Source organism: Pseudomonas sp. PS01297 (genome assembly GCF_029959305.1).
Classification (GTDB): Bacteria; Pseudomonadota; Gammaproteobacteria; order Pseudomonadales; family Pseudomonadaceae; genus Aquipseudomonas; species Aquipseudomonas helleri.
In genome coordinates this window covers 1-12,399 of the sequence record NZ_JASCPQ010000129.1, presented here as the reverse complement: position 1 = coordinate 12,399, position 12,399 = coordinate 1, and the positions used below count along the sequence as shown (strand labels likewise).

Below are 12,399 nucleotides of genomic sequence, written 5' to 3'. Positions count from 1 at the left end.
AGCTTGCCTCGCGATCTTTTGATCGTTTAAAAGATCGCGAGGCAAGCTCGCTCCTACACAAGTGTCGTGGGGGTTACTCGGTGGGGAGTTTTTCCAGGGCGGCGCGCAGGGCGTCTGCGCTGGCGAAGGTTTGCTGCGACACCAGCGTGCCGTTGTCCAGTTGCAACCACAGCACCTGGTCGTCTGCGCCGGGGTATTGGGCGGCGATCTTGCCGTCGCGATCCAGCACGACGCGGTAGCTGTAGTCGCGCATTTTAGGGATGGCGATGAATTTGCCGATCAATGACGGCATGGCATGCACGTCAGCCAAAAAGGCGACATGGCGGGCCTCAAGGTAACCTTTTGGCTGGTTTTCCAGCGCCGCTTTTACCAGCTTGGAACCGTCCATGTTGCGGGCCACCAGCAGCACGTGGGTGTTGGCGTCCAGGGTGTAAGGCTGGTCGTGCTGGTCTTGCAACGTCCAGGGGGTAAGGTGTTCACCCACCGTGGCGGCGAAGCTTTGCAACGACAGGGCGCTTAACAGCAGTAAAAGTGCAATTCTCACTGTGTAGTCTCTCTATTTTCGGGTGGTTTTCTGGGCTAGACGTTTGACCCAGTCGCCGCCACAGGCGCGCTGGCATTCGTCTTCGGAGTCATAAAAAACGTGGTTGGCCACCTGGCGCACGTTGATATTGGCATCGGCCAGGGCGCGGGTGGTGAGTTCAACCATAAACCGCGCCTCGCCATCGGCCAGGGCGAAGTCTTTGTTGACCTGGTTGTCGAACACCCAGACCACCTTCAGGCTGGCCGGGAAGGCTTCGAAGTCGACTGAGTGGGTGAGCCAGACAAAGCCCGGAATTTGCCCTTTGGCGGTTTCACAGGCATCGGTCAGGTGTTTAACCAGGCGACGTTCGATCTGAGCCTGGTTACGTTTGTTCAAAGACATGGGTGAATCCTGTGGGCAGCGGTGGCAAAAGCGCGATTGTACGTGAACTGTCCCTTAGCCATTGATCTACTTCACATCGCTAAAAAGATGCGTTTACGTCAAAAGTGCCACCTGAGGTAGAATGTCGCGGTTTGAAGGCTGACACCGCCGGTTTTTCGCATCCGGGCAGGCTCTCTGGAAAGAGTTGCAAGAGGTGTCAGTACCAATGGAGTCGCAAGAAGGTGTCGGGAGTGAAGGAGCTGGACAGGGCAGACCTGTTATCGGCCGCGCCCGGCACTTACCCGAAATGTCACCCAAGTAGCTGAAGCCAAAAGCAATAAAAGATCAGCGCCCAAGGTACATAAAAGTGAGGTCTATAGTGTGCATAGGCCTTATATATCTACCCGAACAAGGCCTGATGAAGGGCTCGGTTGTAGGCAAGCCTGTCCTGTAATCCTGTCCAGTTCTGTTCAGCGCGCCGTGCCGGGTAGATGGCGTTTTATCTTAGGTACGACAACATGTTAAAGAAGATGAACAAAGGGCTTTTGGGCCTGGCGCTGACCATGGGCATCACGTCCGTGCACGCTGCCGAGCCAAAGCACGTTGATGTCCTGCTGATTGGCGGCGGCATCATGAGCGCTACCTTGGGTGTCTGGCTCAACGAGCTGGAACCTGGCCTGTCCATGGAGATGATCGAACGTCTCGATGGCGTCGCTCAAGAAAGCTCCAACGGCTGGAACAACGCGGGTACCGGTCACTCGGCTTTGGCTGAACTGAACTACACCCCTGAAGACAAGAACGGCAACGTTGAGATCCCAAAGGCCATTGAAATCAATGAAGCCTTCCAGATTTCGCGTCAGTTCTGGGCCTGGCAGGTCAAGAACGGTGTTCTGAAAAACCCTCGTTCGTTCATCAACTCCACTCCGCACATGAGCTTTGTGTGGGGCGATGACAACATCAAGTTCTTGAAAAAACGCTACGAGGCGCTGCAGGCCAGCCCTCTGTTCGCGGGTATGCAGTACTCCGAAGACGCGGACCAGATCAAGAAGTGGGTACCGCTGATGATGGAAGGGCGTGACCCGAACCAGAAAGTCGCGGCCACCTGGACGCCAATTGGTACTGACGTGAACTTCGGCGAAATCACGCGCCAGTTCGTGTCTTACCTGCAAACCAAGCCTGGTTTCACGCTGAACCTGTCCAGCGAAGTTAAAGACATCAAGCGCAACGAAGATGGTTCGTGGCGTGTGGTGTACAAAAACCTCAAGGACGGCACCACTAGCGAAACTGACGCCAAGTTTGTCTTCATCGGCGCTGGCGGTGGGGCTCTGCACCTGCTGCAGAAATCCGGTATCCCTGAAGCCAAGGAATACGCTGGCTTCCCGGTAGGCGGTTCGTTCCTGGTGACCGATAACCCAACGGTTGCCGAGCAGCACCTGGCCAAGGCTTACGGTAAAGCTTCGGTTGGCGCTCCGCCGATGTCGGTTCCGCACCTGGACACCCGCGTGCTGGATGGCAAGCGCGTCATCCTGTTTGGCCCGTTCGCGACCTTCTCGACCAAGTTCCTGAAAGAAGGCTCGTACTTCGACCTGCTGACCAGCACCACGGCGCACAACATCTGGCCAATGACCAAAGTCGGTATCGAACAATACCCGCTGGTTGAGTACCTGGCCGGCCAACTGATGCTGTCGGACGAAGACCGCTTCAACGCGCTGAAAGAGTACTACCCGAACGCCAAGCAAGAAGACTGGCGTCTGTGGCAAGCCGGCCAGCGTGTGCAGATCATCAAGCGTGACGAAGAGAAGGGCGGCGTGCTGAAACTGGGCACCGAGATCGTTGCTGCTAAAGACGGCAGCATTGCCGGTCTGCTGGGCGCCTCGCCAGGTGCTTCGACCGCTGCACCGATCATGCTCAACGTGCTTGAAACCGTGTTTAAGGACAAGGTTGCGACCCCTGAGTGGCAAGCCAAGCTGCACCAGATCGTGCCTAGCTACGGCACCAAGCTGAACGGTTCGCCTGAGCGCGTTGCACAAGAATGGGCGTACACCGCCGATGTGCTGCAACTGACTCCGCCGCCTGCCATTCCGGCAGCCAACGGTACACCAGCAGCACCTGCTGAGCCGGCCAAGCCTGCTCCAAGCAACCCAGCGGCCGACATGGCGCTGTAAAAAAAGCAGCCCCGCCCAACAACCGTTGGGCGGGGCTCTTTTTTAGCCTCGCAGCCTTCCCCGCAGCATCCCTAGCTACACTCCTTCTTGCCTAAGCGTTACTGCGTGCCGAACAACGCGGTCCAGTAGATGCCTGCATCACTTTTAGGGTCTGTCGCATAGGCGGCGCCCAACTCGCGAAATTGCGGGTTCATGATATTGGCGCAGTGCCCGGGGCTTGCCAGCCAGCCGTCGACGACTTTGCGTGGCGTGTCCAGGCCGGCGGCGATGTTCTCGCCGATTTGTTGGGCAATGTAGCCAGCCAGTTCTGCGCGATCACCCGGCGTGCCGCCGGTGCGGTCTTTGTGGTCAAAGTAATTGTTGTTGGCCATGTCGCGGGTGTGCGCCTCGGCGGCGGTCTCTAGGGTGGCGTTCCAGGTCAATGGGCCGGTAGGCGCGAAGGCTTGGGTGCCGCATTGGCGCGGCTGGGTGCGGGCGCTGTTGATTAGCTCAAGAACCTTTTGGCCCTCTGCCTGAGCGTCGCCCAGGCGTGCAGTCAACAGAGGGCGCGCCAGCACGATGCGCCAATCCTGCCCGGTGTGGCTGACGCCGATGTCGACAAACTGCGGGTCGAGCACCACTTTGCAGAAGCTTTCGCGCACGGCTTTCATTGCTGCCTCGGAGTCACGCGGGCCCGAGAGGTTGATGGCTTGCACGTTGACCATCGGGTAGGCGGCTTGCGCGAGCGACTGCTGCAAATCGCCAAAACCGTTCGCGGGCAGTACCAGACGAATATCAGAGGTCAGCGGCGGCAGTTCTTGCGACGCCAGGCCAGCGCATGGTTGCGCCTGGCTGCGGTACACGTTGATTGAGTCAACCAGTTGCGATTCTTCGCTGGCCAATGCGCTGGCGCTGAAGAGCAGGCCCAGGCTGAGCCCGGCAAGGCGGGTGAGGGTGAAGTGACGGCGCATAACGTTGCCTCGGATCGGAATGCGCCCATCATGCGTTATTTCAGGCTGGCCACGAAAGCCTTGGCTTTGGCGGTGAGCTGGTCGATCTGGCGGTCGCGTTTCTTTTCGGCGTCGATCATGGCTTTTTTGCCGTTGCGATTGAGCAGGTAGGTGTGGATCTGCCGCACCTCGGTAGACTGATACACCGCTGCCACGTCCAGCACGCCCATGAGTCCGTCCGAACTGTAATTGCGGGTGTTCATGAGCACTTGCGGGCCGCGGGTGCCGATGACGTTAAAGCCCATGCGTTGCAGCGCGGCGACTTTGCTCACGCTGCAGCTCAGTTCGGTGTGCGGGTAGCGGCGGGTGATTTCCTCCAGCATGGCCTGCATCACGCCCAGATGGCGATGGCTGGCCAACTCGGCCATGTAGGCTACGCCGCAGGCCTGCGGGTCGTCTTTGTACGGCAAGTACAGGGCGAAACCGGTGACCTTGTCCGGGTCTTGTTCATCGGTGGCGACAATCAGTTCTACCGCGATGCCTTTTGAGCCGTCGAGGGCTTGCAGGTACAGGTGCACTTCAAAGCCGATGGCGTACTGGTAGATGCTGTAGAGCAGGTTGCTCGGCGCGATTTCCATGGCGCTGATGTCGCTGAGATGGTCAACGACCAGTTGCATGATCTGCGCGTTGATCGGCTCGCTGATCGGCGTGTCGAAGTGGGTGAGGGTGGTCATAAGCGTGGCCTGCGAGGCGAAAAAACTGCTGCTGTAGGAGCGAGCTTGTCTCGCGATCTTTTGATCGTTTAAAAAGATCGCGAGGCAAGCTCGCTCCTACAGGGAGGAGATTGGTTTAGCGCTGGCTTAGCCAGTAGTCATGCAAGGCACGGGCGGCCGGAGCTACCAAGGCTACTTGTTGCTGGTAGGCCGGTACGTCGAAGTCTTCTGGCAGTTCAAAGTTGTCTTGTTCAGCCAAGTCGACGATGGTTTTCAGCAGGCCGGTCTGGATGTCGGGCATGTCGGGCCATTGCGCCAGGGTCACGCCGCGGATGTAGCCGAAGCACCATTCTTCGGCCAGGGTCAAGTTTTGGCCCTGGTGTTCGGATTCTTCAAAGCGCGGCGCAAAGGTTTTGCTGTCTTCTGCCAGTTGGCGGGCCAGGGTGTTGAAATGGCGTACGCTCAGCTCGATGAAGTGTTTGGCTTCTTCGGGGTCTTCCCAGTCCGGGTTCTGGCCGCCCCAGATCGCGGGGAACCAGTCGGCGATGTCGACCTGCGTCGGGCTTGAAACCAGTGCAGTAAAGAAGCCATCCAGCTCGCAGGTGTTGAGGATGGAGTGATCGTCGCCGTATTTGAGCAGGGTGTCTTCGAGTACGTCGAAGTCGGCGGCATTCAGAGGCTGGCTGTGCATGGCAGGTTCCTTGGCATGTAGTCCTGGGGCAACGTTACGTCAGACGTGTCAGCGTCAGTCAACCCGAACAATCGAATCAACCACAAAGTATTTAAAGCCGGCTTTGGCCAGGGCTTTTTTTGCCTCTTGTTCGGCGTCGAACTGGCTCAGCAGTTTGGAGTCGTGAATGAACACGGTTTCTTCGCCGTCATAGACTTTGCTGACGTGCAGGGTAACCCGCAACATCGGCCCTCGACGCTTGACCGGTGCACGCGGTGCGGGCTTGGGAGTGAGGGTTGCAGCGGGTTTGGGTGTGGCGGGAATTGCAGGTGGAGCGGGTGGCGTAACTGGCTTTGTCGCTACGGGCAGATCAAGGCCGAGCGCTATACGCATTTCGTCCTCGGTGAATCCGGTGCTCATGGTGTGGCTCTATCGTTATTCAAAAACGCGCTTATAAGTTATTGGGAAGGTATAAGCAAGGAAAACCAGCCCCTTGGCTTGATAATTGCCGGATATGTCGCAAAGTTTACTCTTAACAGAAGGTTCAGGTGTCACGCAGCAGGTCGTGACTGTCGAGCAGCTTGTAGGCAATCTCCGGGCGTTTTTCCAACGCTCGACGAATCGCCGCCGGAATCGACTGGCGCGTTTTGCGACACAAACCAGGCTGGTCGGCGACGCGGATTTCGATCCCGCGCATGGTTCGTACCTCGTTGAAGCCGGGTTCAACCTGCACCTTTATGCCTAGCTGTTCGTACATGCGCCGTTGCATGCGCTGCAGATCGTCCAGGCTCTGGATGTTTTCCAGGCGCTCAAGCATGACTTTTTCGGCCTGGCGGGTGAGGCCCAGAATGCGCAGGTCGGGAGCAGGTTGCGCCAACAGGTGGTCGCGCTCGCAATTGCAAGCGCCGGGAGGGCAGGGTTGGCGGACCACAGTGGATGAGCTCATGGGCATGAGCATAGCCATATCGGCCCATAGTTGTCGCGTATCAGGGGGCCTTGAGGCGCCGGACTACCAGGGCGATCAGTTCGTTGATCATCGGTGCGAAGGCTTTGGCCGTGCAGGTTTGCCCCAGCATCACGGTGCGCGTGGTGAGGTGTGAAAACAGCGCGTCGAACAGAATGGGCGGCAATTCAGAGAACGAACTATTGGCCGCGATGAGGCCGCGATGGCGTTGCTGTTCAAGCAGGTTGAAGATCAACTGGTGCCAGACTTTGGGGCCGTGTTCATACCAGGTTTGCCCCACTTGCGGCACGTGCGCAGAGCCATTGACCACCAGTCGGTAGAAGTCGACATGGCGTGGGCTGGTGACCACCGCCACGAGTTCTTCAAGAATCAGCTCCAGGCCGCGGGTCAGTTCGATGCCCGAGGTGTTGAGTTGCTTGAGGTTGATGATGAAGTCTTCGCAGAGGTATTCGACCACCGCCACCAGCAAGTCGGCCTTGCTGCCGAAGTAGCGGTAAATCGTGGCTTTGGAGCCGCCAGCTGCGGCTACGATGGCGTCCATGCTGAGGCCATCGTAGCCCTGCTGCAAAAACAGTTCACTGGCTGTGATCAGCAAGTTGCGCCGCTTCTCCTCGCTCCGGGTTGCGGTTGAAGGGCTGGAGCGGTGCAACTGTGGCATGGGAACTACTCTTTTTCAGGGAGCGCGTACGCTATCACGTAATCCCCGCGATCTGGAGACTGACGTGCGCCCCCGGCGACGATGACCACGTACTGGCGCCCGGTTTTAGGCGACAGGTAGGTCATGGGGGTGGCTTGCCCGCCGACCGGCAAACGGCCTTTCCAGAGGTCCTTGCCAGTGGCCATGTCCATGGCCCGCAGGTAGTAGTCTTGCGTGCCGGCGTAGAACACCAGGCCGGAAGCAGTGGTTGCACCGCCGCCCAGAGTCGGCATGCCCAGCGGGATCGGCAGGTTGGCGCGTACACCGTTGATCACGGCGTCTTCAACCGTGCCGGCAGGGCGCTCCCAGACTTTCTTGCGGGTATTCAGGTCCACGGCGGCAAACACGCCCCAAGGCGGGCTCTGGCACGGAATGCCCAACGGCGAGTTGAAGCCCTTGTGGTCGATCACGAACGGTGTGCCTTCCATCGGGTAGGTACTGCCCACGCCGTGGCCGGATTTGAGGTGCGACAGGTCGACGTTTTCACGCGGCACCAGCTTGACCACCTGCGGGATGCGGATGTCGTTGACGAACAGGTAGCCGGTGTTTTCGTCGATCGCGCCGCCACCCCAGTTGAAGCCGCCGTAGTAGCCCGGATAAATCAGGGTGTCCTGGGTGCTTGGGGCGGTGAATTCACCGTTGTAGTTGAGCTTTTTGAAGTTGATGCGGCACATCAACTGATCAAAGAACGTGGCACCCCACATGTCTTTTTCGGTCAGTGGATCGGCACCGAACGTCGGCATGCCCACCGAGTACGGTTGGGTTTTGGCCACCCAGTCTCCGGCAGCGACGTCCTGAGGCACCGGCTTTTCGATCACGTCGGCAATCGGCTGGCCGGTGCGACGGTCAAGCATGAAGATCTGCCCGCGCTTGGTCAGCTGGATCAGCGCCGGGATGGTACCGCCTTTGCCGTCCGGCACGTCATACAGCGACGGTTGCGCGGCAATGTCGTAGTCCCACAGGTCGTGATGCACGGTCTGGAAAGTCCAGCGCTCGCGGCCTGTCGCCATGTCCAGGGCGACCACGGCCGAGGAGTACTTCTCGGTCAGCTCCGGGCGTGTGCCGCCCCAGAAGTCTGGCTGTTGGTTGCCGAGTGGCAGGTACACCAGGCCCAGCTCATCGTCGAACGCAGGCGTGGACCACATGTTCGGCGTACTGCGGGTGTAGGTTTCGCCTTCAGGTGGCAGCTTGCGGATGTCCGGGTTGCCCAGATCCCAGGCCCAGACCAGCTCGCCAGTGTCGGCGCTGAACGCACGGATCACGCCTGAAGGTTCGTCCAGCGAGCGGCCATCAAAGACCCATCCGCCGAGAATGATCAAGTTGCGCGAAATGGTCGGTGCCGAGGTGTAGGCGTAGTAGGGCACGTTTTCCATGACCCGGCCCAGGCCCGTGGTCAGGTCGACGGAGCCGTGGTCACCGAAGTCTTCGCAGGGCTTGCCGGTTTCTGCGTCGATGGAGATCAGGCGCGCATCCATGGTCACTTGCACGATACGCTTGGCGCAGCTGTTGCCTTGGGCCGGTTTGGCAGGCTTAAGATCTGCGAACACCAGTGGGTGTTCAACCTTGGCCGGCTCGTAGTAGCTCACGCCGCGGCAGCGGTTCCAGGTTTTGGTGTTTTGTGCTTTTGGATCGAAGGTCCAGCGTTGCTCGCCGGTGTCGGCGTCCAGGGCAATCACTTTGCTGGTCGGGGTGCAGGTGTACAGGGTATCGCCCACCTGGATCGGGGTGTTCTGGTACTCCGACGCGCCCTCTGCGATTTCGCCGGTGCGGTAGGTCCAGGCCACTTGCAGTTTGTCGACGTTGTCTTTGTTGATTTGCGTCTGCGCCGAGAAGCGCGTGCCGGCCGGGTTGCTGCCGTAATGGCTCCAGTCGGCGGCTTTATCTGTGCCTTTTGTTTGCGGCTCGGCGGCCAGAGACGGTTCGCCTTCAATCACTCCGTGCGGGGTGAACAAGGCGTTGAAGCCCACGGCCAACACACCGGCAAACACCGCTGCGCCGCCGTAGCTGGCTGCGCGGTGACGGCCCTGACTGAGCCATGGGTGCAGCAATGCGGCCAGCAGGCCGATGACTAGGAACGGGGCCAGACGCGGCACCATCGGCCAGAACGTAAAGCCCACTTCCCACAGTGCCCACATGACGGTTGCTACAAACACAACGCCAATCACCAATGTGGCGGCGGGTTTTCTACGTAGATACAACACACCGCTTATCAGCAGGCCGAAACCAGCCAGCAGGTAGTACCAGGAGCCGCCCAGTGTGACCAGTTGAGCGCCCATGATTGCCAGGAACAGGCCGCTTAGCCCAAGCAAAATCCCGAAGACACCCAGTATCAGGTGTCTCCCTTTAGAGGCAGGCGCCTCTTGTTTAGCATTTTTCATTACGGTATCCCTGAAGCCGGCAGCCAAGGCCTTTACATGCACTGCGAGCGTAGGTTTTAGAATGGTACTGTACGGTACAGTTTTTATTTTGAGCCTGTTTTTGTCACAAATAAAGACAATTTGTCGCAGAGGTGAAATTTTATTTAAGGACGCGGCTGCGTCCTTGGGCTGGCGAGGGCAACCGTAGTCGCTGACGAGGAACGAAGGCTGCGATCAAGATCAAAAGATCGCAGCCTGCGGCGGCGCCTACACGAGGTCTTCTTCGAGAAGTGCGGCGTACAACTGACGGTCAATATTGGCCCCGCTCAAAATCACGGCCACGCGGCGGCCTTGCTGTAGCGGCTGTTCTTTGATCAGACCGGCCAATGCGGCGGCACCCGCGCCTTCAGCGGTGTTGTGCGTGGCTTCGTGGTACACGCGGATGGCGTGGGCGATGTCGCGGTCTGACACGCGGATCACCCGCGCGGCGCCCTTGGCGATGATTGCCAGCGCGTCAGGTTGTGGCTGGCGACAGGCCAGGCCGTCGGCGAAGGTGTGGGCGGTGTCAGTGCACACCACTTGGCCCTGCTCGACACTCTGCGCATACGCATCGGCATGCTCGGAGACCACGCCGACAATCTCGGTCTGCAGCCCCAGCAGGTCGCGGGCCTGGATCAGCCCGCAGATGCCCGAACCCATGCCGATGGGCACGTACACGGTGTGCAGGTCGGGTACGGCCTCCAGCAACTCCAACGCATAGGTGGCAACCCCGCGTATCAGGTCCGGGTGAAAGGCCGGCACCAAATGCAAGCCATGCTCGGCGGCCAGGGCAGCGGCATGGCTGCGTGCTTCGTCGAAGTCTTTGCCGTGCTCGATCACCGTGGCGCCCAGTGCGCGCATGGCGGCGTTCTTTTCCCGTGAATTGCCTTCGGGCACCACGATGCGAATCTTCAGCCCATGGGCGCGGGCCGCCAATGCCAGGCTCTGGCCATGATTGCCACGGGTGGCAGTGACCAGGCCGCGGGTGTCGGGCTCTCGGGTCAGCAAGCCCTGCACGTACAACATGCCGCCGCGCACTTTAAAGGCGCCGGTCGGCGTATGGTTTTCGTGCTTGACCCATACCGTGCAGTCCAATTGCTCGGCCAGCAGGGGCCAGGCCAGTTGCGGGGTAGGGGACATGCTTTGGTACACAGTGGTCGCGGCGAGTCGAAGGGCTGTCAGGTCAAACATGGCACACCGTCATCAGGGGGATTTGACTCGATTCTAGGGGCGTCGCATTGTATGGGCCGAGACTTATATTGCATGGCCAACAATAAATGTGGATTCCTCTCATAACCGACTCAGCGCAACCGCGTTATCTGGCGCTGGTAGACGCAATCGCCCACGCCATCAGCTGCGGTGAGCTCAAGCCCGGTGAGCGTTTGCCGCCACAGCGGCGGCTGGCCTGGGCGTTGGGCTGGAACCCCAGCACCACCATGCAGGCTTATCGCGAGGCGGCGCGGCGCCATCTGGTGTCGGGCGAAGTCGGGCGCGGCACCTACGTGCTGTCGGGCAGCCAGGAGGCGACGTTGTTCCGCTTGCAACAGGTCGATGAACACGCCGGGAAGATTGACCTGCGCACCAATATCCCGGCGATAGACCACGCCAGCCAAAGCGATCCGCAGGCCCTGCAATGGTTGCTCGAAACCCATCAGTCGATTCGTTTGCAGCATTACCTGAGCGCGGCCGACCTGCTCCAGGCCCGGGTTGTCGGTGCCAGTTGGCTCAAGGCACGCGGCCTGCCTGTGCCGCTGGACAACATCATGCTGTGCACCGGCGCCCAGCAAGGCTTGTTCACGGTGTTGCTGTCGTTGTGCCAGGCGGGTGAGCCGGTGCTGGTTGAAGCGCTGACCGCGCCGGGGATCAAAGCCGCCTGCGCGCAGTTGCGTTTGCCTATGCATGGCATTGCCATGGACGGGCAAGGCATCGTGCCCGAAGACTTTGACCGCATCATCCGCGCCACCGGGGCGCGCATGGCGGTGCTGACTCCGACCCTGCACAACCCGACATCAGCGGTGATGGGTGACGAACGCAAGCAGGCGATTGCCCGGATCGCCCGACGCCATGGCGTGTGGATTATTGAAGATGACGTGTATGGCGCGCTCACCGACAGCCCGCCGTTGTGCAACTACCTGGGGGATTTGGGGATACTCGTTAGCAGCTTGTCAAAGACCGTGGCTGCCGGTGTGCGCCTGGGCTGGATTGTCGCCAGCCCGGCGTTGCTGGCGCGCATCGACCCGCATGCGCAATCGGCGCACTGGGGGATTTCGCCCCTGTGCGTGGCGATTGCCAATCAATGGCTCAGCGACGGCACGGCAGTGCAGCGCTTGGTCTGGCAAACCGAAGAAGTGACCCGGCGCTGGCGCCTGGCAAAAAAATTACTGGGTGCGGTCATGTCCCAGACAGACACGCCATCGCCGCATATCTGGCTGACACTGGCACCCGCTGACGTCAGCTTTGCCCACGCCTGCCAAAAGGTCGGTGTGGAGGTGGTGTCGGCGGAGGTGTTTGCGGTTAAATCCTGCACCCTGAACGCGGTACGCATCAGCCTGACGGCGGCGTCGAGTGCGCAACGCTTGAAAGTTGCGCTGGAGCGTATTGCCCGGCTTATTGACCAAGGAACCCCATGCGCAGAGAAATAGGCTACTGGCACCGCGAAGGCCGCGAGCTGTTTTACTACCTGGAATTCAAGCCTGAAACGGCCGAGTTTTACCTCACCTGCGAACACTCCCCGAGCGAAGGTGAAGGCAGCGTACGTTCGGTATTGCTCAGCGAAGCGCGGGGCGAGCGCTACTACGAAGACGCGTTGCTGATCATCAAAGAAGAACTGTTCAAGCAGTACACCGTGTAACCACGGTTTACACGGCCCTTTGTGGGAGCGGGCTTGCTCGCGATGGTCATTAACGATGACGCGTATTTGTCTGGCAAATGAGGCGCTCTGAAGGCCATCGCGAGCAAGCC

General features: G+C 59.7%; 13 protein-coding genes. 3 read left to right on the top strand and 10 right to left on the bottom strand.

Annotated features, from left to right (window positions below; all coding sequences use genetic code 11):
* Nucleotides 1-73: 73 nt before the first annotated feature.
* Complete coding sequence (locus tag QMX84_RS24230) at nt 74-544, bottom strand: FAD/FMN-containing dehydrogenase (RefSeq protein WP_282364972.1); 471 nt, start codon at nt 542-544, stop codon at nt 74-76.
* Between the two features lie 12 nt (nt 545-556).
* Nucleotides 557-925 (bottom strand): hypothetical protein, encoded by a 369-nt coding sequence (locus tag QMX84_RS24225; protein WP_048369924.1) that lies wholly within the window; start codon nt 923-925, stop codon nt 557-559.
* A gap of 497 nt (nt 926-1,422) precedes the next feature.
* Here QMX84_RS24225 and mqo point away from each other — a divergent pair, with 497 nt between their 5' ends.
* A complete protein-coding gene (gene mqo / locus QMX84_RS24220; RefSeq protein WP_048369925.1) occupies nt 1,423-3,069 on the top strand; it encodes a malate dehydrogenase (quinone) in 1,647 nt (548 codons plus the stop codon).
* Between the two features lie 98 nt (nt 3,070-3,167).
* On the opposite strand, the gene QMX84_RS24215 is transcribed toward mqo, so the two are convergent.
* From QMX84_RS24215 to QMX84_RS24180, 8 genes are all read right to left on the bottom strand, one after another.
* Nucleotides 3,168-4,019 carry a CAP domain-containing protein gene (locus QMX84_RS24215; RefSeq protein ID WP_282364971.1) on the bottom strand — a complete coding sequence of 284 codons (852 nt, stop codon included), beginning with the start codon at nt 4,017-4,019 and terminating at the stop codon, nt 3,168-3,170.
* Nucleotides 4,020-4,054: 35 nt separating this feature from the next.
* Nucleotides 4,055-4,732 carry a GNAT family N-acetyltransferase gene (locus tag QMX84_RS24210; protein ID WP_282364970.1) on the bottom strand — a complete coding sequence of 226 codons (678 nt, stop codon included), beginning with the start codon at nt 4,730-4,732 and terminating at the stop codon, nt 4,055-4,057.
* A gap of 115 nt (nt 4,733-4,847) precedes the next feature.
* Entirely contained in the window at nt 4,848-5,402 is a 555-nt protein-coding gene (locus tag QMX84_RS24205; RefSeq protein WP_282364969.1) for a UPF0149 family protein, read from the bottom strand.
* A gap of 54 nt (nt 5,403-5,456) precedes the next feature.
* Nucleotides 5,457-5,801 carry a hypothetical protein gene (locus QMX84_RS24200; protein ID WP_048388753.1) on the bottom strand — a complete coding sequence of 115 codons (345 nt, stop codon included), beginning with the start codon at nt 5,799-5,801 and terminating at the stop codon, nt 5,457-5,459.
* 124 nt (nt 5,802-5,925) lie between these two features.
* Complete coding sequence (locus tag QMX84_RS24195; RefSeq protein ID WP_282364968.1) at nt 5,926-6,327, bottom strand: hypothetical protein; 402 nt, start codon at nt 6,325-6,327, stop codon at nt 5,926-5,928.
* A gap of 40 nt (nt 6,328-6,367) precedes the next feature.
* Nucleotides 6,368-7,003 carry a TetR/AcrR family transcriptional regulator gene (locus QMX84_RS24190; RefSeq protein ID WP_282364967.1) on the bottom strand — a complete coding sequence of 212 codons (636 nt, stop codon included), beginning with the start codon at nt 7,001-7,003 and terminating at the stop codon, nt 6,368-6,370.
* A gap of 5 nt (nt 7,004-7,008) precedes the next feature.
* Nucleotides 7,009-9,420: a membrane-bound PQQ-dependent dehydrogenase, glucose/quinate/shikimate family gene (locus tag QMX84_RS24185; RefSeq protein ID WP_282364966.1), complete on the bottom strand. Its 2,412-nt coding sequence runs from the start codon at nt 9,418-9,420 to the stop codon at nt 7,009-7,011.
* Nucleotides 9,421-9,666: 246 nt separating this feature from the next.
* Nucleotides 9,667-10,629 carry a threonine dehydratase gene (locus QMX84_RS24180; protein WP_282364965.1) on the bottom strand — a complete coding sequence of 321 codons (963 nt, stop codon included), beginning with the start codon at nt 10,627-10,629 and terminating at the stop codon, nt 9,667-9,669.
* 86 nt (nt 10,630-10,715) lie between these two features.
* On the opposite strand from QMX84_RS24180, the gene QMX84_RS24175 reads away from it, so the two are divergent.
* Together QMX84_RS24175 and QMX84_RS24170 are read left to right on the top strand one after the other, a co-directional pair.
* Nucleotides 10,716-12,080: a PLP-dependent aminotransferase family protein gene (locus QMX84_RS24175; protein WP_282364964.1), complete on the top strand. Its 1,365-nt coding sequence runs from the start codon at nt 10,716-10,718 to the stop codon at nt 12,078-12,080.
* Nucleotides 12,065-12,289, top strand: coding sequence for a hypothetical protein (locus QMX84_RS24170; RefSeq protein WP_282364963.1), 225 nt, complete (start codon nt 12,065-12,067; stop codon nt 12,287-12,289). The genes QMX84_RS24175 and QMX84_RS24170 overlap by 16 nt, the downstream gene beginning before the upstream one ends.
* Nucleotides 12,290-12,399: the final 110 nt, after the last annotated feature.